At 67.6% G+C, this 24,106-nt stretch carries 17 protein-coding genes; 6 read left to right on the top strand and 11 right to left on the bottom strand.

The annotated features are described in order from the left end of the window. Positions 1 to 186: 186 nt before the first annotated feature. Positions 187 to 4,833 carry a translocation/assembly module TamB domain-containing protein gene (locus FHW58_RS23165; protein ID WP_179675551.1) on the bottom strand — a complete coding sequence of 1,549 codons (4,647 nt, stop codon included), beginning with the start codon at positions 4,831 to 4,833 and terminating at the stop codon, positions 187 to 189. Beyond that, entirely contained in the window at positions 4,833 to 6,590 is a 1,758-nt protein-coding gene (locus tag FHW58_RS23160) for an autotransporter assembly complex family protein (RefSeq protein WP_229265476.1), read from the bottom strand. The genes FHW58_RS23165 and FHW58_RS23160 overlap by 1 nt, the downstream gene beginning before the upstream one ends. Before the next feature lie 201 nt (positions 6,591 to 6,791). On the opposite strand from FHW58_RS23160, the gene queC reads away from it, so the two are divergent. Next, positions 6,792 to 7,499, top strand: a complete 708-nt coding sequence (gene queC / locus FHW58_RS23155; RefSeq protein WP_179675549.1) for a 7-cyano-7-deazaguanine synthase QueC — start codon at positions 6,792 to 6,794, stop codon at positions 7,497 to 7,499. After that, on the top strand, positions 7,500 to 10,514 hold the full coding sequence (locus FHW58_RS23150) for a CHASE domain-containing protein (protein ID WP_179675548.1): 3,015 nt from the start codon (positions 7,500 to 7,502) through the stop codon (positions 10,512 to 10,514). Between the two features lie 3 nt (positions 10,515 to 10,517). Here FHW58_RS23150 and FHW58_RS23145 read toward each other — a convergent pair whose 3' ends face one another. Next, positions 10,518 to 10,910, bottom strand: a complete 393-nt coding sequence (locus FHW58_RS23145) for a hypothetical protein (protein WP_179675547.1) — start codon at positions 10,908 to 10,910, stop codon at positions 10,518 to 10,520. A gap of 215 nt (positions 10,911 to 11,125) precedes the next feature. Here FHW58_RS23145 and FHW58_RS23140 point away from each other — a divergent pair, with 215 nt between their 5' ends. Then, a complete protein-coding gene (locus tag FHW58_RS23140) occupies positions 11,126 to 11,368 on the top strand; it encodes a hypothetical protein (protein ID WP_179675546.1) in 243 nt (80 codons plus the stop codon). A gap of 54 nt (positions 11,369 to 11,422) precedes the next feature. On the opposite strand, the gene FHW58_RS23135 is transcribed toward FHW58_RS23140, so the two are convergent. Next, positions 11,423 to 12,058 carry a PEP-CTERM sorting domain-containing protein gene (locus FHW58_RS23135; protein WP_179675545.1) on the bottom strand — a complete coding sequence of 212 codons (636 nt, stop codon included), beginning with the start codon at positions 12,056 to 12,058 and terminating at the stop codon, positions 11,423 to 11,425. A gap of 188 nt (positions 12,059 to 12,246) precedes the next feature. Here FHW58_RS23135 and FHW58_RS23130 point away from each other — a divergent pair, with 188 nt between their 5' ends. From FHW58_RS23130 to FHW58_RS23120, 3 genes are all read left to right on the top strand, one after another. Continuing rightward, the gene (locus FHW58_RS23130) at positions 12,247 to 12,735 is read left to right on the top strand and encodes a hypothetical protein (RefSeq protein ID WP_179675544.1); all 489 of its coding nucleotides are present in this window, start codon (positions 12,247 to 12,249) and stop codon (positions 12,733 to 12,735) included. A gap of 79 nt (positions 12,736 to 12,814) precedes the next feature. Further along, on the top strand, positions 12,815 to 14,758 hold the full coding sequence (locus FHW58_RS23125; protein WP_179675543.1) for a GAF domain-containing sensor histidine kinase: 1,944 nt from the start codon (positions 12,815 to 12,817) through the stop codon (positions 14,756 to 14,758). A 63-nt stretch (positions 14,759 to 14,821) separates the two neighbouring features. Further along, a complete protein-coding gene (locus tag FHW58_RS23120) occupies positions 14,822 to 15,409 on the top strand; it encodes a hypothetical protein (protein WP_179675542.1) in 588 nt (195 codons plus the stop codon). Positions 15,410 to 15,425: 16 nt separating this feature from the next. Here the strand turns inward: FHW58_RS23120 and FHW58_RS23115 are convergent, their stop codons facing one another. The 7 genes from FHW58_RS23115 to FHW58_RS23085 all read right to left on the bottom strand — a co-directional run bounded on the left by FHW58_RS23115 (position 15,426) and on the right by FHW58_RS23085 (position 24,103). Then, the gene (locus tag FHW58_RS23115) at positions 15,426 to 16,214 is read right to left on the bottom strand and encodes an alpha/beta fold hydrolase (RefSeq protein WP_179675541.1); all 789 of its coding nucleotides are present in this window, start codon (positions 16,212 to 16,214) and stop codon (positions 15,426 to 15,428) included. Positions 16,215 to 16,335: 121 nt separating this feature from the next. Continuing rightward, positions 16,336 to 17,250: an S-adenosyl-l-methionine hydroxide adenosyltransferase family protein gene (locus FHW58_RS23110; protein ID WP_179675540.1), complete on the bottom strand. Its 915-nt coding sequence runs from the start codon at positions 17,248 to 17,250 to the stop codon at positions 16,336 to 16,338. 9 nt (positions 17,251 to 17,259) lie between these two features. Next, complete coding sequence (locus FHW58_RS23105; protein WP_179675539.1) at positions 17,260 to 18,765, bottom strand: response regulator; 1,506 nt, start codon at positions 18,763 to 18,765, stop codon at positions 17,260 to 17,262. 253 nt (positions 18,766 to 19,018) lie between these two features. Next, the gene (locus tag FHW58_RS23100) at positions 19,019 to 19,276 is read right to left on the bottom strand and encodes a hypothetical protein (protein WP_179675538.1); all 258 of its coding nucleotides are present in this window, start codon (positions 19,274 to 19,276) and stop codon (positions 19,019 to 19,021) included. Positions 19,277 to 19,379: 103 nt separating this feature from the next. Further along, positions 19,380 to 19,922 carry a hypothetical protein gene (locus FHW58_RS23095; protein WP_179675537.1) on the bottom strand — a complete coding sequence of 181 codons (543 nt, stop codon included), beginning with the start codon at positions 19,920 to 19,922 and terminating at the stop codon, positions 19,380 to 19,382. Positions 19,923 to 19,960: 38 nt separating this feature from the next. After that, entirely contained in the window at positions 19,961 to 20,941 is a 981-nt protein-coding gene (locus FHW58_RS23090) for an NAD(P)H-quinone oxidoreductase (protein WP_179675536.1), read from the bottom strand. Positions 20,942 to 21,124: 183 nt separating this feature from the next. Beyond that, positions 21,125 to 24,103 carry a sensor histidine kinase gene (locus FHW58_RS23085; RefSeq protein ID WP_179675535.1) on the bottom strand — a complete coding sequence of 993 codons (2,979 nt, stop codon included), beginning with the start codon at positions 24,101 to 24,103 and terminating at the stop codon, positions 21,125 to 21,127. Between the last annotated feature and the right edge of the window lie 3 nt (positions 24,104 to 24,106).

Raw genomic sequence — 24,106 nt, 5'->3', positions numbered from 1 at the left:
CGTACGGGGTCAGACCCCATGGCCGGAGCCTCGGGGTAAAATGGACGCTACCACCTCGCCCCCAGGAGTGACGACCATGAAATTATTCCACCGCGCCCCCGATCCCGTGCCGGTCGACGATCCGGCTCCGCCACACGCTCCGCATCCGGTTCCGCAGGATGATCCGGTCCCCGACCATAATCCGAGCTAGTCAAACGCCCAGGTGTACAGCACGTCCAGCGCGTTGTTGGTGCCGGTCTGGAACTGCAACGTGATCCTTGGATTCAGCTTGTACTTGAGCTTCACAAGGCTGGTTGCCGTGCTGGCGCCCTGTTCAAAACTCAGGTAGGCGCGCGCCGAGATGCGCTTGCCGACCGTGACCACGGTGTTCTGCAAGCCCGTCGCCGCGCCGGCCGTCGAGGTGCCGGCCGCCTGGCCCACGCCCAGTTCATCCACGCCCAGCGCGCTTGCCAGTTTGCCTTGGCCGGCGCCGCCGAACAGCGCGCCGGCGGCGGTGCTGAGCAGCGCCATGTCGTTGCCCTGCGTGTTGTCGATGCCGTGGCCGAGCACCAGCCATGCCAGCTTGTCGCTGTCCGATACCGTTGGCGTGGACACCAGCTTGGCCTGCGGCGCCAGCGCGGTGCCGCGCACTTCCACGCCGGCTTCCACATTGGTTTCGCTCAGCGCTTCGCCTTCGGGCCGGCGCCGCACGGCGAGGATGTTGAGGCCCGGGTTGTCGTAGGCGCCGGTGAAGTTGATCACGCCGCGGTCGATCACCAGCTTCTGCCCATATGCCGCATAGGTGCCGCTGACCACGCGGATGCTGCCGTTGACGCGCGGCGGACGGCGGTCGGCCACGCGGATGCGCAGCGAACCGGCCAGCTGCGCGTCCAGCCCTTTGCCTTTCAGATTGAAGTCGTTGCCGAGGTCCGCTTCAACGTCGATATTCAGCGGCATGCCTTGCGGCGCCTTGACCGGAGCCACACCCTTGCCGACGATGACCACGTCGTCGCTCAGCGTTGGCGTGTCGGCGCCGGCCAGTTCGATGCTGGCGCGGTCGGCGCGGAATTTGCCGTCCAGCTGGAAGTGCCTGGCGTCGCGCGTCAGGTTGCTGGTGCCGCTGACCACCAGGATGCGGTCGGGACGCGACAGCACTTCCAGCTTGTCGGCCGTGAGCTTGAGCTGCATGGTGGCTTCGTTGGCGGCGTAGCGTATCCAGCCATCGGCCTGGGCGCGGCCCTGTGCGCCGTCGAAGGCCAGTTTTTGCAGCTGCAGCTGGTCGCCGGTGAGGCGCGCCTGCAGCTGGCCGTTGCGCAGCTTGATGCCCTGGTCGAGCCAGTTGACCACCAGCTTGTCGCCGGTGATGTCGCCGCTCAGTTGCGGCGCGGCGATGGTGCCGCTGCCGCTGATGGCCATCTGGAAGGTGCCGTCGATTTCCAGGCCCGGTTGGCCAGCCAGGGGCGCCAGCCAGGCGAGGGAGCCCATGTTGGCGCTGCCGGTCAGTGTGAACGGGCTGTCGTCGGCCAGGCGGCCGTCGCGCAGTTGGGCGCTGCCATCGAGTTTGGCCTGGCCGGCGCGTGTGCCGTCGACGTTGAGCTGGACGCGCAGCGCGCCGTCGTTGACGTCGGCGCGGGCGTCCAGTGTGCGCAGGCCGAGTGGCTGCGGCAGGTCGGCGCCGGTGATGGTCAGGTCGCCCTGTTCGCGGTAGACGTGGACCGAGCCGGCCAGCGTGCGGGTGGCGGCTTGCAGGTTCAGGCCCCATTCGGCGCCGATGGTCATGTTGCTGCGGACGTTGTCGCGCCAGGCGTCGGATAGTTGCGCGAGGTAGTTGACCGGCACGCCGGCCGCCTGGCCCTTGCTTTGCCAGGTGGCGCCGGCTTTTTCGAGCTTGTCGATGCGGATGGTGCCGGCGGGGAGTTTGATGTTGGTGCTGCCCAGCGCGATCTGTTCGGGCTTGAGCAGGCCGGCCACGCCGGTGTCTTGCGGGGCGACCAGCTTCAATGGCGCCGGCGCGGCCAGCGTGAGGGCGAAGCGGCCTTTGTTTTGCAGGGTGTCGATGGCACCGGTCCAGGTGTCGTTGGACCAGCTGCCCTTGACGCGCAGCGCGGCGTCGAAGTCGGCATTGGCGGCGCTCAGCTGGATAACGTGGGCGGAGCGGGTGCCGCTGGTTTGCAGTCGCGCCTTGTCGATCGAGATGGCGGGGGAGACGTAGCGCGTGATTTCGATGTCGCTCACCAGCGGCACGTCGGCCATCACGTCCGCCTGCGCCCCACCGCGCGCCGCCGCCACGCCGCGTGCCGCGTTCGCCCGCGCCGTGCCGGCCGCCGCCGCGCCGCCGGCCGCACCGCCTAATGCGCCTCCTGCCGCGCCGCTGGACGCGATGGACGTGGCGCCGTTGACCATTGCAATGGTGTTGCCCAGCATGGCGCTGCCGCGAATGCTGCCGACTTGCTGCTGGCCGGGCGCGCGCAGGTTGTTGCCGTCCAGCGTGAGCGCCAGCGCCGGCCGCGCGGCGGTGCCGGACAGTGTGCCATTCGCGTGCAGTACCCCACCGAACTGCGGACCGAGCGCGCCCAGTTGCGGCGCGTCGAGCTTCCACTCCAGCTTATCGAGCGCGCTGCCAAAGCTGCCTTTGGCTTGCAGGCTGTTGGACGCCAGATGCAGGTCGATATCTGCGTTGCTGATGCTGCCCTTGGACGCCGTCAGCTTGGCGTAGCCGGACAGTGGCGCGTTGGCAAACGTGGACGGCTGCAAGGACAGGTTGATGCCCGCGCGCCAGTCGTTGGACAGCCGTGCATCGGCGCTAAAGGTGGCGTTGACGGCGCCTGCCTGGGCCGCGCCGAACGATGCGGGATTCAAGCGCTGGATGCTGCCGTTCAGCTTCAGCTCCGGCGTACCCTTGACCAGGGCGACATCGCCAGCCGCGTGTATCAGGCTGTCGCCGGGCCGCTTGGCCGAGGCGAAGGCCAGCCCCTTGGCGTCGGCTTCAAAGCTGGTGCGCGGCGCATCCATGCTACCAGTGACCACGCCGCTGGCGGTGATGGCGCCCAAGAGGTCAGCGTTGATTGCGGACAGCTGGTGGGCGTCGATCTTCCATTTCAATTGCTCGCCCGGCGCGCCGAAGCTGCCGCTGACGTCCGCGCTGTTCTGCGCCATGGCCAGGTGGGCGTCCACGCCGCTGATGTGCTTTGCGTCGGCATTCAGCTTGCCGTTGCCGGTCAGCGTCTGGCCCATCAACTTGCTGGCTTTGATCTGGAACGCGGCGGCCACCTGCCATGCCGGCGACAGTTCGCCCTTGGCGTTGATGTCCGCGTTCAGGTCGGCGATCGGGTAGCCGGGGCTGAGGGCGGATGGATCGAAGTGGTCGGCGGTCAGCTTGGCGTTGAAGGGCTGCTTGTCTTTCAGGCTGGCCTGGCCGGCGGCGGTGATGCTGCCTTTCTTCGCTTGCAGGCGGGCCTGATGCAGTTGCAGCAGCGCGTCTTCCAGCGTGGCTTGCAGGTCGAGGCGCAGGGCTTTGTCGGCCAGGTTGGCGCTCAGTGACTGCTTCTTCGGTGTGCTGGTGAGGTTGATGTCGCCGGCGATGGCGGTTTTGTTGATGCTGGTGTGGATGTCTTTCAGGTCGAAGCGGTCGGTGTGCAGCTTGAACTGGGCGGCGTCGATACCGGCGTCCGGGCCGCTGCGGTCTACCTTGCCGCCGCCGGTGAATTTGCCGGCGGGGCCGAGGTCCAGCAGGACGTTGTCCAGAACCGAGGAAGTGAGGGTGCCGTCCAGGCGGCCGCTGAAGGTTTGCAGCGGCAGGCCTTGCTGGTCCAGCGGCGCGGCCTTGCCCTGGTTGAGCAGCGCGAACTGGCCGGAGAGCTTTTGGTCCTTGGCGATGGCGGCGGTGAGTTTGAGGCTGAACTTTGCTTCCGGCCATTCGGCGTTGAAGCCGGCAGGATCGAGGTCGCGGCCGGTCAGGTCGATGGCGCGCAGGATGACCGTGTCGAACGGCGCCAATGCCAGCGCCGCCTCGCCGCTCGCGCCATTCGCCGTGCCCTGCACCTTCAACTGCAGCAGCGCCAGGTTGCCGCTGGCCTGCACCGCCAACTTCGCGCCACCCGCGACCGCGCCACCCGCGCCAGCTGCTGTCGATCCGCCAGCCGCGGCGCTGCCATCGCCGCGCGTCGTGGCCGCGCCTCGTGCCTGCGTGACGCCTGGCGTCACGGCCGCCGGGCCGCCATAGATCAGCGTCGCCTTGCCTTGCAGCGCAAACGGCTTGGCGCCGGCAATGGTGGCTTCGGCGGTGAGGTCACCGAATGCCGTGTGCGCGGAGGCGCGTTGCAGGCGCCACGCCTGCTTGTCGCCCTCCAGCTGGAAGCGCAGATGGTCGATCACGTCGCTGCCCGCCTCGCTGGTCAGCGTCAGCTTGTCCAGCCGCCCGTCCGAAATACTCAATTTGATTGGCGACGCCAGCGTCTCCGGCATCGTCGACGGTTCGGACGGCCCGCTGCTCTGCACGACCAGGCTGCGCGCGTGCAGCTCGCTGATGGTCAGCCCTTCGGAAAAATACTGCAGCGGCGACCAGTTGATGTCGATCTGCTCCGCCGTCACCACGCTGCCCTTGCTGCGATACACGAGCTTATCGATATGCATGCGGTGGTACAGCGACCCGCTCACGCCCGTCACCGCGATCTGCCCGCCGCTGGCGTTGGAAATCCGCTGCACCAGCTGCTGCAAGGTCGACTCGCGCCCCAGCAGCCAGAACGCGCCGACCAGCAGCAGCACCAGCGCGCCAACGCCCATCGCCACCCGGCGCGGCCAGCGGCGGCGCGGGACGGCAACCTGTTCTTGGGGAGTGTCGTGTTGGTCAGCCATCAGAAAGTGAATCCCAGCGAGAAGTGCAAACGGTATTTATGAACCGCGTGGCCATACGCCACGTCGACGTTGATCGGCCCCACGGGACTCTTCCAGCGCGCACCCACGCCATAGCCGGACTTGGGATGCAAGGCGCTGATCGAGTCGCCCGCGTTACCCGCGTCGTAAAACACCGCCGCCCCGTACTGCGGCTTGAACCAGTACTGATACTCGGCGCTGGCCGTGGCCAGATAGCGGCCGCCGGTGATCGCCCCGTCCAGCGGCACGCCCAGCTCCTGGTAGCCATAGCCGCGCACCGACTGGTCGCCGCCGGCACGGAACAGATACACCGCCGGCACGCCGTTCTTGTCGCGCGAACCCAGGCCGCCCAGCTCCGCACGGAAGATCGCATTGGTGTTGACGCTCAGCGGCAGGTAGGCCACGCCGCGCGCATAGCCGCGCACGAAGGCCTCGTCGGTCAGGATCGGCAGCAGCGCGCCGCCCACTTGGGCGTTCAGCGCATAGCCCTTGGTCGGGAACAGCAGGTTGTCCAGCTTGCGCCAGGTGACGCCATACGTCAGCGGCAAACTCTTGCTCTGGCTGGACGGAATGCCGCCGATGCTCTTGGTTTCGGTCAGCAGCTCCAGCGTCAGCGAGCGCTCCAGCAGCGGCGTGCCCCAGGTGCGCTTGCCGGCGATGCTGGCCACGCTGGTTACCTCGCCCGAAATGTCGCTGCGCTCGAACGAGGCGCCGATGCTGTCGTTGTAGCCCTCCGGCGTCACCGGGAAGTAGAAATTGCTGGACGCGGTCTGCTTCTTGGTTTCCAGCGTCAGCGCGCTTTTCATGCGCAGGCCGAACACCGACAGGTCGTCATACGTCAGCGACGCCCGGTTGCCGGTATTGGTCGAGAAACCGATACCTGCGCTGACGTTCTTGCGCTTGTTCTCCACCACGCGCACCAGCAGCGGCAGCGGCGCCATGGCGGTGCTGGCGTTCTGCTCCGGCGTCATGGCGGCGGCGTCCAGCTGCTCGGTGAGGATGGCGCTCATGTCGGCGCTCACTTCCACGCTGGCGAAGTAGCCGGTGTCCTGCAGGCGCGACTGATACGACTGCAGCGCCGCCTCGCTGTAGTAGTCGCCGGGATGGATCTGGTTGAGGTTGCGCACCACCTTGTCCGGGTAGCGCTTCAGGCCCTCGATGCGCAGTTCGCCGAAGCGCATCTCCGGCCCGCTGTCGATGGCCACGCGCAGATTGGCCAGATGCGCTTCCGGATCAACCGTGGCCTGGCTCTCCACCAGCTGCGCGCGCGGATAGCGCGTCTGCACCACTGAGCGCAGGATGGCGCGCTTGGCCGACTCCCATTCGTCCTGGCGGAACACCATGCCTTTCTTCAGCGGCCAGCTGGCCTTGAGCGCGTTGACGTCGAACTGCTTGTCGGCCGGCTGGTCGGGATTGGGCGCGAAGCCCTGCAGGCTCAGGTCGACCTCGCCCACGCGCACCGGCTCGCCCGGCTGCACCGTCACCCGCACGATGGGATGGGCGGCCGAATCGCGGTCCAGCGTGGCGCTGACCACCGGCGAATAGTAACCATCGGTGGCCACCAGCGTGCGGATCTGCTCGGGCGCCACCCGCACCAGCCGTTGCAACTGTTCGCGGTCGATGCGGTCGTTGCCGCGAAAGCGCACCAGGTCCAGGTTATGCTCCAGCAGCTCGCGCACCTCGCTGGGCGCGTCGATGCGGACCTCGTACTGGAGGCCTTCGGCGGCCTGCGCCGCCATGGCCAGCAGGGCCACAGCGAGGCAGGCGGACCCTTTTGCCACAACTTGTGCCAAAATTCGTGATCCTGTCCGTTTTTTTGCTGGCGATGCCGGTAACATGAGACTCCAAGAGGTGTACGCTACGATGTACGTCTGTAAGCATGTTACCGGATTGCCCCGAAAGATGGCGTACTAATAATATTGCTTCATCTGGAAAGAACTATGCTGCCTACCGATTCCGCCCTGGTCCTGTTTAGCGGGGGCCAGGACTCCACCACCTGCCTGGCCTGGGCGCTCAAACATTACACCCGTGTTGAGACCATTGGTTTCGATTACGGCCAGCGCCACGCCGTCGAACTGACCGTGCGCCCCAAGCTGCTGCAAAGCCTGCGCGCCCAATCGGCCGACTGGAACGCCCGGCTGGGCGAGGACCACATGATCGACCTGTCGCTGATCTCGGCCATCTCGCAGACCGCCATGACCCATGACATCGCGATTGAAACCCAGGCCAACGGCCTGCCCAACACCTTCGTCCCCGGCCGCAACCTGCTGTTCATGACGGTGGCCGCCACCGTGGCCTACCGCCGCGGCCTGACGGTGCTGGTGGGCGGCATGTGCGAAACCGATTTCTCCGGCTACCCGGACTGCCGCGACGACACCATGAAGGCGCTGCAGGTGGCGCTCAACCTCGGCATGGATACCCGCATGAAGCTGGAAACGCCGCTGATGTGGCGCGACAAAAAGCAGACCTGGGAGCTGGCGCAAGAGCTGGGCGGCCAGGCGCTGGTGGACCTGATCCGTGAAGGCACCCACACCTGCTACCTGGGCGAGCGCGGCGCGCTGCACGACTGGGGCTATGGCTGCGGCACCTGCCCGGCCTGCGCATTGCGCGCGCGCGGCTACCACCAGTTCGTGGGCACCGAGGTGTAAATGCCGGCCAGCGCCCAGCCACGGCTGCGCCGCCTGCTGCAGGACCTGCTGTCGCCGGGCATCCTGCCGCTGCTGGTGCTGGGCGGCTGCCTGGGCATCACCGCCGTGCTGTGGCACGGCGCCGTGGCCGACGCCGAGCAGGATGCGCAGTCGGACTTCGATGGCCGGGTGCGCGAACTGGTCAACAATCTGGACCAGCGCATGCAGACCTACGTGCAGGCGCTGTATGGCGTCCAGGGGCTGTTCGCCAGCTCGCAGGAGGTGGACCGCGACGAGTTCCGCACCTACCTCACCGGCCAGGACCTCAACCAGCATTTCCCCGGCGTGCATGGCGTCGGCTACATCAAGCTGATCGGCGGCGCCCAGCGCGAGGCGCACGAGGCGCTGGTGCGGCGCCAGGGCTTTCCCGACTACCGCATCTTCCCGGCCGGCGAGCGCGCCTGGTACGCGCCCATCGTCTACCTGGAACCGTTCAACGACAACAACCGCACCGCCTTCGGCTACGACACCGCCTCCGAGCCGCGCCGCCGCGCCGCGCTGGAGCAGGCGCGCGATTCCGGCCAGCCGGCCATGAGCGCCAAGATCCGGCTGGTGCAGGAAGCCGGCCACCCGGCGCAATCGGGCTTCCTGGTGGTGCTGCCGTTGTATAACCATCCGCAGCCGGTGGCCACGCTGGCGCAACGCCGCGCCGCCATCAGCGGCTGGGTGTACGCGCCGTTCCGCGTCGGCGACCTGATGGCGGGGCTGGGCGGGCCGCGCGCCGCCGCGCTGGACGTGGAAATCTACGACGGCGACAGCGTCACGCCCGAGACGCTGATGTACGACAGCGCGCCAAAAATCCACGACAGTGCGCGCGGCACCCGCCAGCAGATCAGCATCGCTAACCACCGCTGGACGCTGCGCATCTCGGCCTTGCCCGGCGCCAGCCTGGCGCGCACCGACAAGGCGCAGCTGATCGGCGCCTTGGGCGTGGCCCTGAGCGCGCTGCTGGCCGCCATGACCTGGCTGCTGGCGCATGGCCGGGTGCGCGCCCGCGCCAGCCTGGAACGCAGCCGCGCGCTGGCCGAGGAGCTGAAGGAGGGCCAGACCACGCTGATGGTGATGGCCGACAGCGCGCAGCGCAGCCAGGCCATGTTGCGCAGCATCCTGGACTCCACGGTCGACGGCATCCTGGTCGACAACCTGCAAGGCGCGGTGCTCAACTCCAACCGTCGCTTCCGCGCTTTGTGGAACGTGCCGGAACACCTGGACTGGCAAAGCGACGGCGCGGTGCTGATGACGCATATGTGCGCGCAGCTGCGCCGCCCCGACTGCGGCCTGCGGCTGGACGATCCGCGCGGCGGCGACGAGACGCGCGAAGTGCTGCGCCTGAAGGACGGCCGCGTGATCGAGACGCACACGCGCGGCCTGCGCCTGGGCAGCGAGCCGGCGCGCATCTGGTCGTTCCGCGACATCACCGAGCGCACCCAGATCGAGCAGCGCGAGCAGACCCGCCGCCAGGTGCTGGAACTGCTGGCCACCGGCGCGCCACTGCAGACCATCCTGGAAAGCGTGGTGCGCGGCATCGAGGCCGACCACGAGGATATGAAGTGCAGCATCCTGCTGCTGGACGACAGCGGCGAGCACCTGCTGGTGGGGGCGGCGCCCAGCCTGCCGGGCTTCTACAACGCCGCCATCCACGGCATGGCGATCCGCGACGGCGTCGGCGCCTGCGGCCTGGCGGTGCGCACCCGCGGCCGGGTGATCACCGAGGATATCCGCCACGCGCCGTCGTGGGCCGAGTACCGCGACCTGGCCACGCAGGCGCAGCTGGGCGCGTGCTGGTCCGACCCCATCATCAGCACCAGCGGCGCGGTGCTGGGCACCTTTGCGATTTACCACCGCGAGGCGCGGCGGCCGACGCTGGCCAACATCGCGCTGATCGAGCAGGGCGCGCGGCTGGCCGGCATCGCCATCGAACAGGCGCAGGCGGCCGAGGCGCTGCGCGTCGGCGAGGCGCGCTTCCGCAGCCTGTACGACCACGCGCCGGTGGCGCTGTGGGAGCAGGACTGGTCGGCGGTGCGCGCCGCGCTGGCCGAGCTGGAACTGTCCGGCGTCGACGACCTGGCCGCCTACCTGCAGGCCAATCCGAGCCAGCTGCGGCGGCTGGCGTCGCTGGTGCGCATCCTCGACGTCAACGCCGCCGCGCTGGAGCAGGTGGCGGCGCCGCACGGGCGCAAGGATGTGGGCGCGCTGACGCTGGCGCAGAATTTCGACGCCGCCGCCATGCCCAATTTCGCCCGCGCCGTCACCGCGCTGGCGCAAGGGCAGCACTTCTTCGCCTGCGAGGGCAGCTTCGAGCGGCTGGACGGCGTGGCCCGCCTCAACGAGCTGACGCTGCTGGTGATGCCGGGCCACACGCACAGCCTCGACTTCGTCATCGTCTCGACCCTGGACATCACCGAGCGGCGCCGCATGAACGATGAGCTGCGGGTGCTGGCCACCACCGATTTCCTGACCGGGCTGCCGAACCGGCGCGAGTTCATGGGCCGGCTGCACGAGGAGCAGGGGCGGCTGCAGCGCGACATCGCCGCCTGCGCGGCGGTGCTGCTGCTGGACATCGACCATTTCAAGCGCATCAACGACGAATATGGCCACGCGGCCGGCGACGCCGTGCTGCGCCAGCTGGCCGCGCTGATGCGCGACGGCCAGCGCAAGATCGACATGCTGGGCCGCATCGGCGGCGAGGAGTTCGCGGTGCTGTTGCCGGGCACCGAGCTGGCGGCGGCGGCGGTGTTCGCCGAGCGCCTGCGCCAGCGGGTGGAGCAGACGCCGATGCGGCTGGATGACGGCGCCCTGCTGGGCATCACCATCAGCATCGGCATTGCCGCCATGGGCGGCGAGGCGCAGGGGGGGGATCAGGCGCTGATCCGGGCCGACCAGGCGTTGTACCGCGCCAAGCGGGCCGGCCGCAACCGGGTGGAACGCATGGAGGCGGATCGGCCGGGGCATCAGGTCCCGGCCGCTTCCGGTTGAAACTTACACGGCTTGCTGCATGGCGGCGTGGCGGCGCAGCTTGCGCGGACGGGCCACCAGCAGCCAGTAGGCGGCGATCGGGATCAGCAGCGGCAGCAGCAGCGGCGACACGCAGGCCACCACGATCACCGCCGCCAGCGCCACGCCGGCCACCGCCAGGATGCCGAGACCGGCAAACAGCAGGCACAGGAAGATGGCCACGCAGGTCATGATCAGGCCGGCCAGCAGCAGGCCGGCGCCGCCGAAGAACACGCTCAGCACCGCGCCCAGCGGGCCGTCGATCTCGTCGCCGTCGATGTTGACGTGCATGCCGTCGCCGAACAGCGCCTGGCAGGCGGCCACCGCCAGCAGGAAGAGCACGGCGGCAAAGATCAGTTTTTTCGCGTTGGTGTTCATGGCTTACCCCTTGATGTTGTGTGCGATGCCGTTTGGCATGGTTGAACTGTAACGGCGCGCGGCCGCGCGGGCCACCGGATTGCGACAGACCGCCAAATTGACGGGATGGAACGCGTGTGGGCGCCGACGAGCCGTCGGCCGGGCGAGATTGGACCTTGATTTAAAGATATGGTGGGCTACACTGATAATCTCACTTGCACATGGAGGGCATGAACATGGCTTGGCTAGCAATGAGCGAAGGGCAATCGATCCCTTCGGTACGTCGATGCACACGGCGCCAGCGCAGCGCCCAGCGCCTGTCGGGCGGGGGACCGAAGGGCCCACCGTCGGCGCCACCCACCATCCCGCCGATCATCATCACCCCGTTCAGCTATCAGATGCCGGAGCCGGCCATCGACCCGCGCATCAAGCCGCCCAAGCCGCCCATCGTTGAGCGGGCGCCGTGCATCACCTGTTAAGTTTGCCCAAAAAGTTTGCCCAAACACAAGCCCGCGCATGCGGGCTTGTGTTTTTCAGCGCGCCCGGCGTCGGCGCAGTACTCCGATCAGGCCGAGCCCGGCCAGCATCAGCGCATAGGCCGATGGCTCCGGCACGGCGGCGATGTAGGCATGGTTGTCCGTCTCGAAGGCGTCCTGGTTGGCCGAGAAGGTGACCTTGGTGATGGCGGTGCCGGAGAAGATATTCATGTAGAAGCCAACGTTCTGGTTGCCGTCCGCCGGGTAGCCGGCGGCGTTGGCCATCTGCGTGCCGTTCAGCGTCAGCAGCGTGGTGGCGCCGCTGTAGAAGGTCACCACGTTGTAGCTGTCCGGCGAGCCCATGTAGAAACCGAAATAGCTGACGCCGGGGCCGGCGAAGCTGACGCTGGACGACGCGGGCTGGCCATGGGTGGTGCCGACCGAGAAAAAGCCGGTCGGGTCGAGCGGCGGTTGGGCGGCGTAACCGGCGTTGCCCGGATGCGGGATCAGCGCGTTGAGGTTGTCGTAGGTGGCAAAGCCGACCGGCAGCAGGCCGGCGTTGAAGTCCACGGTGGCGGTGACCGCCTGTAGCGAGGTCTGGCCCGGCGTGGCATTGAAGGTGATGGTGCTGGCGTGGGCGCCGCAGGCAGCGCCGGCCAGCATGGTCCCCAGCAGGAATTTGGCAATCGTCATGAGCTTCCCCTTGGTGTCTTATTGGAATAGTAGTTGTAAATTAATAATAGAAATAACCTGATGGCAATTCCAATTGAGATTTAGAGCATTTCGTCGGTAAGTGTGACTTTTAACGTGGATGTGTGTCCTCCGGCGGCGCCCGTGGCGGTGTATCATTCCACCCCCAATCACTCGACCCCGACACCAGCATGAGCACCGACTATTCCGATTCCGACGACCACGCCCTGGTGCAGCAAGACCGCCTGTGGCAAGGCAACGGCTGGACCGCGCGCGTGATCAAGAACGAGGACGACGACGGCTGGGCCGTGGCGATGATCAAGGACGGCGAGCCGGAACCGGCGCTGGTGGGCCCGTGGACCATGGGCCGCGACAAGAAAAATCCCAAGCCGCTGGACGTCAACGCCTTCCACACCCTGGTCAAGACCGCCAGCGAGGTGATCCGCCGCCACGAGCAGCAATTGCATGCCCAGCTGCACAAGCACGTGACCGTGGGCACCGACGACGGCCCGGTTAAGGTGTGCCTGGACATCACCCCGGACGAGGACGATCCGTACGCCACGCTGAGCGCGTTCGACCAGTACGGCGAGGAGCTGGCGCGGGTGCGGGTGGCGCCGGCGTTCAAGCTGAGTGTGACCAGCGCGTCGCACTGGATCGACAACGGCTACAAAAAGCCCTGACAGCCGGCCCCGGCGCTGGCCCGCGGCGGACAGTCCTGCTAGTATTTCCTATGCGCATGTACCCAACATAGGAAACCTGATGGAAAGTCGTCTCTCCCGGCTGGAAGCCGTTCAAACCATGCTGCTCGAAATCGGGCAGAAATCAAGCAGCTGCACCGATATCAGTGAATTCCTGCAGGCCGTGCACGCGGCGCTGGGCCGCATCATGTACGCGGCCAACTTCTTCGTCGCGCTGAGCGACCACGAGGGACCGGCCAACCTGGTGCGCTTCGTCTACTTTGTCGACGAGGTCGACGAGCCGCCCAGCCGCGACGAGCTGTTCGAACTGGTGCCGGGCGAGTCGCCGACGGCGGCGGTGATCCTGAGCCGCGAGAGCATCGTCATGACGGCGGCCGAGCACCACTCCAAGCGCGAGGACAACGCCGGCTTCGGCATCGGCACCATCGCCGAGCACTGGATGGGCTGCCCGCTGCTGGACCAGAACCACCAGGTGCTGGGCGCGGTGGTGATCCAGAGCTACGACAAGGAACATACCTTTAGCGTCGAGGACCAGGCGCTGTTCAAGCTGATCGCCAACCACGTTTCCAGCGCGTTGCAGGGCCTGCAGAGCATGGACCGGCTGGAGCGCGCGGTGCAGGAGCGCACCGCCCAGCTGCAGCACGAGGTGGCCGAGCGGCGCCGCGCGGAAAGCATCCAGCGCGCGCTGTACGAGCTGGCCAACCTGTCGGCCACCACCACCGGCGGCAGCCGCCTCAACCACCAGTTGCACGAGATCATCAGCCAGCTGGTGCCGGCCAAGAACTTCCTGATGGCGCTGTACCACCCGGACACGCAGGAAATCAGCATCCCGTATTTCGTCGACGAGAAGGACGAGCACGCGCCGGTCAAGCGCTTCGACTACGGCATCGGCATGTGCTCGTACATCCTGCAGCGCAAGCAGGCGATGCTGCTGGACCGCGCCGGCTTCCAGGCGCTGGTCGACACCGGCGAGATGGAACACCCGCTGGGCAACGCCGAGATCTCCAGCTGGATGGGGGCGCCGATGCTGCTGGGCGACCAGGCCTATGGCGTGATCATCGTGCAGAGCTACGACGACACCGTGCACTATACCCAGGCCGACCTCGACATCCTGGCCTTCATGGCCAGCCACGTGGCGGTGGCCATCGCCCGCATGCAGGCCGACCACCAGATCCGCCAGGCCAAGGAGACGCTGGAGCAGCAGAACGCCGCGCTGGAAAACGCGCTGACCTCGCTGAAGGACGCGCAGGGCGAGCTGGTGCGGCAGGAGAAGCTGGCCTCGCTCGGGCGGCTGGTGGCCGGCGTCGCGCACGAGATCAACACGCCGCTGGGCATCTGCGTCACCGCCACCAGCCACCTGGTGGAGGAGCTGAAGCTGACGCGCGAGGACCTGGCCAACGGCGCGCTGGACGAGGACGGCCTGAACCAGTTCTTCGACATCATCGACCAGTCGCTGAAGATCATGACCACCAACACCCAGCGCGCGGCAGCGCTGGTGCGCAGCTTCAAGCAGGTGGCGGTGGACCAGTCATCGGACGACATCCGTAGTTTCAATTTACGCAAGTATCTGGACGAGGTGCTGCTGTCGCTGCAGCCCAAGCTGAAGGGCAAGCCGGTGCAGATCGACATCGACTGCGACGAGCAGATCAACATGGCCAGCTTCCCCGGCGCGATTTCGCAGATCGTCACCAACATGGTGGTCAACTCGCTGGTGCACGGCTTCGAGGAGGGGCAGGCTGGCACGATCCGCATCAGCGGCAAGGTGGACGGCGATTACGTCGACTTCGACTACAGCGACGACGGCGTCGGCATGGACAGCGCCACGCTGGCGCAGCTGTTCGACCCGTTCTTCACCACCAAGCGCGGCTCGGGCGGCAGCGGGCTGGGCGCGCACATCTTGTACAACCTGGTGACCGGCGCCCTGGGCGGCACGGTCAAGGTGGTCAGCGCGCCGGGCATGGGGCTGCACTACAAGCTGCGCTTCCCCAAGGTCAAACGCAAGTAGTTTAACGAAACGGCTGGCCGCGTCGCCTGTATGAAGTGATCAGCCAATTCGCGGGACCTTGCCATGCTTTCTATTTCGTCTTACAACCTCGCCCCTGCCAGTGTGGAGCCTGCCGGCGACGCCTATCAAAACCTGTTGCAGAAAAAGCTGGAAACGGCCAAGAAAAACGCCGCCGCCATCGACGGCATGTCCAGCAAGGCCGATCAGGACATGAAGGCGGCGGCGCGCATGCGCATCGACGAGATCAAGAAGCAGATCGAGATGCTGAAGAAGATGCTGGCCATGTTCGGCGGCAAGGACGCCAAGGCGGTGTTGCAGCAATTGAAACAATTGGCCAGCCAGCTCAAGCAGGCGGCCGGGGTGCTGCGCACCTCGCCCTCGACCGACGTGCCGGAGATACCGGCCACGCCGGCGCAGGAGAACACCACCTCGGCCGCCGCCAGCGACAGCGCCGCCGACGATGGCTACGCCGAGGGCCGCAGCGCCTACGCGGCGCAACTGGCGGCGGCGGCGGCGGACGCGGCCCCCAAGCTGAGCCTGGATCAGCAGAGCGCGGAGGATGAGAAGCTGGTCGAAAGCGCGACGGTGGCGCTCAAATCGCTGCGCGCTTCGCTGGACAAGCTGGTCAAGAAGCAGGAACTTTCGCTCTAAGCTGAAACGACCTGGCTTATTTGGCGGTGGCGGCTTCTTCGATCAGCTTGGCCACTTCGGTCGGGTGCGAAGTCATCACCACGTGCGAGGCGCCGTCGATGACCACGGTTTTCCTGGCGTTGGCGCGCTTGGCCATGAACTCCAGCGAGGCCAGCGGAATGTTCTTGTCGGCCTTGCCGAACACAAACCACGACGGGATGGTCTTCCACGCCGGCGCCGGCGACGCCTCGTTCAGCGCGGCGTCGGTGACCGGACGCTGGCCGATGGCCATCAGGCGCGCCTTGGCTTCCGGCACGTCGGCGGCAAACTGGCTGTGGAATTTGCTCTGCTGGATGTACAGGTCCTTGCCGCCATCGGCCAGCGCCACCGGCGGCGCCAGCGTCGGGCCCAGCGTGCTGCCCGGGAATTTGTTTGACAGGCCAACGGCGGTTTCGCCCGCTTCCGGCGCGAACGCGGCCACATACACCAGCGCCTTGACGTTGCTGGCGCCGGTGGCGGCAGCGCTGATCACCGAGCCGCCGTACGAGTGGCCCACCAGCACCACCGGACCGTTGACGCTCTTCAGCACCGAGGCCACCGAGGCGGCATCGGTCTTGACGCTGCGCAGCGGGTTGGCGGCGCCGATCACGGTGTAGCCGTCTTTCTCCAGCTTGGCGGCCACGCCATCCCAGCTCGACGAATCGGCAAAGGCGCCGTGCACCAGCACCACGGTCGGCTTGGCGTCGGCCGCGAATGCGCTCGGGAAGGCCAGCGCGCCGGCCAGTGCGGCGGCGCCCAGGGTCAGACGGGTCAGGGAGTGTTTCATGATGTTCCTCTTAGGCAGGTGAAGGTGGCCGGATACTAGCAGGGAACATCGGGCTTGTTGGCTCCGCCGAAGGAAAGCAAGACCTCTGGCAGAGATATCGATTACCCGGTCGATAGACAGCTTACTTGCCGGCCCGGGAAATCTCCACTTCCCAGTCGACGCCGGAGGCGATGTGGTGGCGCGCCGCGTAATTGTCCTGGTTGAGCGCCAGCGCCACCTCCAGCAGGCTGTTCAGGTAGACCAGCGGCTTGCCCTTGGCCACGCCGCCAAAGGTGTGCTCGTAGGGCGCCACCACGGTGTCGATCAGCTTCTTGTTGTGGAAGATGCGCACCCGCACCAACTCGTGCTCGCGCACGCCCAGCTCGTCGAACAGCGGCTTCGGGATATTGGTCCAGACGTTGCCGTACTTGACGTCCAGCACCGGGATGATGCCGCGCAGCGTGCCGTTGGCGTGCACTGCCTTCTGATACGGAATGCGCACCACGGACGCCGCCGGCAGCGCCGGCCCCACCTGCTCGTAGCGGATGGCGCCCGAGGCCAGGCGCGCGCCGACGTAGGCGTACACGTCGCGGCCGTGGAAGGTGTAGGACTCGCCCGAGCCGGCCAGCCGGTTGACCTGCTCGTCGATCTCGCGCAGCTCGGCCACGCCGTCGCGCTCGGCGATCAGCGTGAACTGGCCGTTGTCGGGACCGACGAAGTAGCGGCCGGCCTTCGTCTTCAGCACCACCGACTTGCGCGCCGTGCCCACGCCCGGATCGATGACCGACACGAACACCGTGCCCTCCGGCCAGTAATTGGCGGTCTGGAACAGGCGGTAGCCGCCGACCCAGATATCGTAGTCGGGAATGTCGTGGGTGAGGTCGGCCACCGTCAGGTGCGGATCGACGCCGTAGGCCACGCCGCGCATGGCGGAGACGGCGCCGTCCGCGGTGCCAAAGTCGGTTTGCAGCACCAGCGCGTGGTCGGCGGCGCCGGCTGGCGCGGCAGTTGCGGCCAGCGCCGCACTCAGGCACAGGGCGGTGAGGAGCCGGTGCATGGCGTCGCCTCAGTCCGGCAGGCGTTCGTTGATGGCCAGCGCCTTGTCGATGTTCTTGATCAGCAGGTCGACGTACACCGGGTCCAGGTGATGGCCGGCCACCTCGCGCAGGTGCTCGATGACTTTTTCGATCGGCCACGCTTCCTTGTAGCAGCGCTTGTGCATCAGCGCGTCGAACACGTCGGCCACGGCGACGATGCGCGCGTAGCGGTGGATGTGCTCGCCCTTCAGGCCCTGCGGGTAGCCGCTGCCGTCGTATTTCTCGTGGTGCTGGTGGGCGATCACCGCGGCCGCCTTCAGGATCGGCCGCTGCGAGCCGTCCAGGATCGACAGGCCGACCGCCGGGTGCTGCTTCATGATTTCCCATTCGGCCGCGTCCAGCTTGCCCGGCTTGAGCAGCACCGCGTCCGGCGTGGCGATCTTGCCGATGTCGTGCATCGGCGCGGCGTGGCGCAGCACCGCCACCTCGTCCTCCGGCAGCCCGGCTTCCTGCGCCAGCAGGTGGCACACCTCGGACATGCGGCGCACGTGGTTGCCGGCCTCGTTGGAGCGCGACTCGACCACGTCGCCGAGACGCATGATCAGCTCGGCCTGGGTATCGGTGATTTCCTGGTTCAGCAGGATGTTGTCGAAGGCGATCGCCACGCCCGAGCAGAACACCTCCAGCAGCTTGGTGTCGATGTCGGAGATTTCCTCCACGCCCTTCAGCACCAGCAGCGAGGCCTTGCCGCTGCTGTTGGGGAAGTAGCCGATGTAGGTGTCGCCTTCGACGCGCGAAATCTTGTTGCTCTTGGCGGCGTCGATGCGCGCCAGCACTTCCTGCGACAGCAGCGTGCCATCCTCGTCGCCGATCTTGGCCAGGATTTCGTAATCGTTCTCGCCGCTGATAGCGGTAGCACCGCGCAGCCGCAGCAGCATGCTGTGCTCCAGGCGCAGCAGCGCCACCACCTGCTGCAGCAGGCCGTTGGCGAAGTCCTTCAGGTTGCGCTGGCGGAAGATGTGCGAAGAGGCGGCGATCACGCGCTCCAGGCCCTCGCGGTAATTGATCTGGGCGCGGTGCGCCTCCTCCACCTTCATGATGTCGCGGTAGGCGCGCAGCGCGGCGAAGGTGGTGGTGAACAGCTTGGTGCGGTCGAGTTCGGTCTTCTCTTTGTAGTCGTTGATGTCGTAGTTGACGATCACGCGCTCTTCCGGCGCCTGGCCGGGCTGGCCGGTGCGCAGCACGATGCGGGTGAACTGGTTGTCCAGGTCCTCGCGCATCCAGCGCGCCACTTCCAGGCCGCTGTCCTCTTTTTCCATCACCACGTCGAGGAACACCAGGGCGATGTCCTTTTCGCGCGCCAGCACTTCCTTGGCCTCGGCGCCGCTGTAGGCGTGCACAAAGCTCAGGGCGCGGCCGTCGAGGCGGAAGCGGCTCAGCGTCAGTTTGGTGATGTCATGAATGTCCGGTTCGTCGTCGACCAACAGGACTTTCCAAGGCGCTAACTTGGGCGCGGCAGAAGACAAAAAAGACATATGAACAATTTCCGCAAAAGGACACGAACAGTGTGAATTTCCCGATTGTAGTCTGACCCACAGCCATTAACAACAGGCAATAAATATTCCTGTTGCTCCGCACAACACCTGGCACTTCCTACTGTACGCTGCGATACATAAGCACGGCGCCGCGTTGGTGTTCTGTAACGCTTATGTGCACGCACAACAATACTTCGTTTTTAGCAATATTGCTATCGTAAAACAAAGATTTTTGTAAATTGTGGCAAGGATGCTAGTCACCCTGTGGTTTGGCTGGCGCGCGCAGTTGCGCGAGGATGGTGTCAGCGGCTTGTTCGGCCTGTCGTTGGGCAGCGCTGGCGGTGTCGCACGGGACGTCGGCCATCACGCGCTGCCTGGGGTAGACCTCGTCGAGGTGCAGCGGATTGGTGGACGGCGCGTAGATGGTGACGTAGGCGCCCCAGCTGTCGGTGCCCGGCAGCGGCTCGGCGCTGAATTCGATCTGGTAGCCGTCGACGGTTTTGCTTGGCATGGTCGCTCCTCCCTGCCGCCATGCTACGCCGGTCGCCGATCCGGCGCCGCCCGCTTGCCGTCGCGCAAGGCGGCAAGCGGGCGGGGGCAGGCGGGGGCGGACCTTAGCCGGCGGCGCGCGCCGCGCGCGCGATGCTTTCGGCGAACAGCGGCGTTTCGCGGCGGTTGTGGTCGCCCGACGAGGCCTGGCGGTCGGCCGAGGCCTGTTCCCACGAGATGCCGTGCTCCTTGATGAAGGCCAGGAATTCCTCGGTCGGGTGCGACACCACCGAGTTGGTGTACTCGCTGCGCTGCGCGTCGACCTTCTTCACGCTCAGGTCCCAGATCACCTGCACCTTGGTGCGGCCCTTGGGCGTGAACACGTCCGAGGTGGACACCATGCGGCAGTGCGCCGGCTCGGTGATCTCGCCCACGTAATGCTGCACCACCAGCCCGGTGCCGATCATTTCGACGTTGATCGACATGCGGCGGCCGTCATCCGTGTAGGTGGCGCCGGCGGCGATGTGGTCGGGCGGCGCGCAGCGCTGGTATTCGGCGTCGGGCAGCGAGAACAGCCATTTGGCGATGTCGATTTTCTCGAACGGCACGTCGATGACGTGGCTGAAGGCGGATTGCGACAACACCAGGTCGGTACGGATGACAGTCATGATTTGCTCCTTTAAAAGTGAGAAGGGAAACTGCGGACTTACATGGTCAGAACGATCTTGCCGACGTTCAGGCCATCTTCCATGCGCTGCTGCGCGGCGCCGGCCTCGGCCAGCGGGTAGACGCTGTCGATGACCGGCGTCAGGCCATCGCGGACAAAGTGCGCCAGCCAGCGCTCGCGGAAGCGGCGCGACATGGCGTGCTTGACTTCCTGCGTACGCGACTTCATCACCGTGCCGATGATCTGCAGGTGGCGGTACAACAGGCGGTCGAGCGGAATGCGGGCATCCTCGATGCCGCCCATGATGCCGATCTGCACCAGGCGGCCGCCGAAGGCCAGCGCGTTGACGTTGCGTTCGAAGTAGGGCGCGCCGATGAAGTCGAGCACCAGGTCGACACCGCGGTTGTCGGTCAGGCGCGCCACGGCCTCGGCGAAATCCTCGTCCACGTAGTCGATCGCGTGGTCGGCGCCGAGGCGGCGCACCAGCGCATGCGCTTCCGACTGCGCGGTGGTGATGACGGTGGCGCCGGTGGCGTGCGCCAGTTGCACCGCCGCGCCGCCGACGCCGCCGGCGCCGGCGTGGATCAGCACCGTCTCGCCCGGCTGCAGCTTGCCGAGGTGGATCAAGGCCTCGTGCGCGGTGACGAACACCTCGGTGATGGCGGCGGCCTGGATGAAGTCGAGGCCGTCGGGTATCGGCATCGCCATGCGGTAGTCGATGCGGGCGATCTCGGCGTAGGCGCCGCCGCCGACGATGCCCATCACGCGGTCGCCGATCTGGAAGCCCTGCACATTGGCGCCGACGGCGATCACCTCGCCGGCGATTTCCAGGCCCATGATGGTGGAGTCGCCGAAGCCCGGCCAGCCGTAGCCGCCACGGCGGTGGGTCAGGTCGGCGCGGTTGACGCCGGCCGCGCGGGTGCGCACCAGCAGGTCGTCCGGGCGCAGCACCGGTTCCGGCACCTCGCTGATTTTCAAAACGTCGGCCTTGCCGAACTGGTCAAAAGTAATGGCTTGCATGATGTGTTCCTTGAGCTGGTTGAGTTGGATTCAGCATAGCGGCCGGCCGCCGGCTTGATAATCCGCCGCGGTCGACAAACCGCTGTGCATGCGGCGCACAAGTGAGGTCACATCATGGCAGTCCCGCGCCGGGCGGGACAATCGCATTGGGTATGCGGAGGCGTCTTGCTTAGGTCGCGCGCTTTATCCCTGAACCGGGGACAGTGGCGCGGCGGCGGCCGCCTGGTAGGCCAGCGCGGCCGGCACGCGCAGCCGCACCACGGTGCCGCCGCTGGCGCCATTGCCGATGGCAAGTTCGCCGCCGATCGCGGCCACGCGCTCGCGCATGCCGACGATGCCCCAGTGGCCGGCCTGGCCGGCGGTGGCGGTGGCGGCGTCGATGCCCTGACCGTCGTCGCCGACCTCGCACAGCAGCGCGTCCTGGCCAAAGTGGAGGCTGACGGTGATCGTCGTGGCGCGCGCGTGGCGCGCGCTGTTCAGCACGGCCTCGCGCAGCACGTAGAGGATTTCGCCGGCCACCCCGGCGCGCACGGTGCGCGCCGCGCCCGCGGTGGCAAAGCGCAGCTGGCTGCCGCTGTCGGGCAGCGAGGCCAGCAGTGTTTGCCGCAGTTGCGCCAGCAGTTGCTGGCCGTGCTGCTCGCGCCGCAGCGCCATCACCTCGTCGCGGGTTTCGTCCAGCAACTGTTCGGCGTAGTCGAGCGTGCCGTCGAGCAGGCGGTGGCTGTCGCTGTGCGGCGGCAGGCCCGCCAGCACCGCCTGGCAGCGCATGATCAGCGCCTGCACGCCCTGCAGCAGATTGTCGTGCAGCGAGCGGGCGATGCGGATGCGTTCGTTCACCGTGCCCTCCATGCGGATCGACGCCCGCAGCGCCGCCTGCCGCGCCACGGCGGCCATGCGCCAGCGGTACAGCAGGTACAGCACCAGCAGCAGCGCGGCCGCGCACAGCGCCTTGAACCACGCGGTCTGCCACGGCGTCGGCGCGATCGCGAAGGTCAGCGTGACGGGCGGGCTCCATACGCCGTCTTCGTTGGCGGCCATGACGTGGAACCGGTACTGGCCCGGCGTCAGATTGGTGTAGTGGGCGGCACGGTCCTGGGTGGCCTCGCGCCAGCCGGCGTCGACGCCGTCCAGCTGGTAGCGCAGCCGCGCGCGCGCGGGGATGGACAGCGCGGCGGCGGTGAAGCGGATGTCGAGCGCGGTGGTGCGTGGCGGCAGCGGCAGGCCCGCTTGCGGCGGATAGTAACGGCCGCCGGCGGCCACGCTTTCCAGGATCACCTGCGGCGCCACCGGATTGCGGCGGATGTGCGCCGGGTCGAGCCAGCCGATGCCTTCCATGGTGGCGTAATACAGCCTGCCGTCGCCATCCAGCGCCAGTGACGGCAGCGGCCGCACCTTGGACGAGGTGCCGCGCAGCCCGTCCTCGTGGTTGAACACTTCCCACGCCACCGGCTGTTGCGGCGCGCGCCAGAATTGCCCCAGCGCCTGCGCGCTCAGGTGCGCCAGGCCGGCACTGGTGTGCAGCCACAGGTCGCCCTGGCGGTCGGCGGCGATGCCGGAGATGCCGCGCAGGCGCTCGTCGCCGGCGGCCAGCAGCGGCCGCGCGGTCGCGCCGTCCATCCATGCCACGCCGAGGTCGCCGCCGATCAGCAGCCGGCCGCGATAGGCGAACAGGCTGGTGACGTTGCCGAGTTCGATGCCGGCGGTGGCCGGCAGCAGGCGCACGCCGGCCGCCGTCAGCCGGCCCAGGCGATTGTTGGTGTAGCCCAGCCAGGTCTGGCCGGCCTCGTCGGCCAGCATGCTGATCGGGGTCGGATCGGCGAGCGTGCTGTTGCTGGCGTCCGGCGTCCAGACGCCGTCGCGCACATGCCACAGGCCGTTGCGCGAGACGGCCACCAGCAGCCCGCCGTCCGGCCCGGCGGCGATTGCCTGGATCGGGAAGCGCCGCAACGACGCCGGCGGCGCCCAGCGCCGCGTGCGTGTACCGTGAAACTCCCACAGCGTGCCGCTTTGCTCGCCGACCCAGACGTGCTCGGGTGACACGCGGTACAGCGCGGTGGGCGAGCGCACCGCTGTCGCCAGGCGGCGGCCGTCGGGCAGCTGCCGCACCAGCGCCGCGCCCAGCGCGCCGTACCACAGTTCCTGGCCCAGGCCGGGTTGCGCAAGCCAGTTCAGCCGGTGCCGCTCCGGTCCGGGGTCGAACTGGCGCAGGCGGTGGCGGCGGAAGCGCTCGACGCCGTCCAGCGTGGCCAGCCACAGATTGCCTTCGCGGTCGATCAGGTGGCTGATCACCGAGCCGTTGACGCCGCGTCCCGGGCCGAAGCGCTCGACCGGGTCCAGCGTGCCGTCCGCGCGCCGGCCCAGGCGCACGATGCCGTCGCTGCGGGAAGCCCACAGGCTGTGCTCCGGTCCGCCGATCAGGATGTCGGTGTACTGCGCCGGCTGATCGAGCGCCAGGCGCCGCGCCGGCGCCCCGGCCGCCAGCGCCAGGTAGCCGCCATCCGGCTGCACCGCGTGGATGCGGCCGTGCACCTTGCTGATGCCGTTTTGCGAGGAGCCGGCCACGCGGTGGAATTGCCGCGCGCCCGGCGCCAGCGCGTAGACGTCCTGCCACATCGTCAGCCACAGCGTATCGTCGTCGTCGAAGTCGATCTGCGTCAGCGGCCGGCGCGGCAGCGGCGCGTGCGCCAGCGCTTGCCAGCGGCCGCCGTCCAGCCGCACGATGGTGGTGCTGGTGGCCGCGTACACCGCGCCGTCGCGGCGGGCGACGATGCTGACCGTGCTGCCCAGCGGGAAATCGCGGCCGGCGTGGTAGTGGGTGGCGGCGCCGGGCGTGAAGAGGCTCAGCCCGCCGTAGCGGTAGCCGACCATCAGGCCTTGCGGCGTGGCCAGCAGGCTGGCGATGTTGCTGGCCTTGAGCGGGTGGCCCCACACCGCGCTCACCAGCCGGAAGCGCAGGCCGTCAAAGCTGTACAGGCCGTCCGAGGTGCCGAACCACAGCATGCCGTCGCTGGTCTGGGCGGCGGCAAACGCCAGCTGCGGCGCGCCCTCGGCGCGGCCCCAGCGGCGGTGCTCGTAGGAGCGCTCATCGGCGGCGGGGGCGCCGTGCGCCCACGCCATCACGGCGCAGCACAGCAGGCCCAGCAGCAGTCGGAACAAACCCATGTC

This window comes from Duganella sp. 1224 (genome assembly GCF_013408245.1).
In the GTDB taxonomy this organism is placed as follows: domain Bacteria; phylum Pseudomonadota; class Gammaproteobacteria; order Burkholderiales; family Burkholderiaceae_D; genus Rugamonas.
This window is presented reverse-complemented; position numbering and strand designations above follow the sequence as displayed.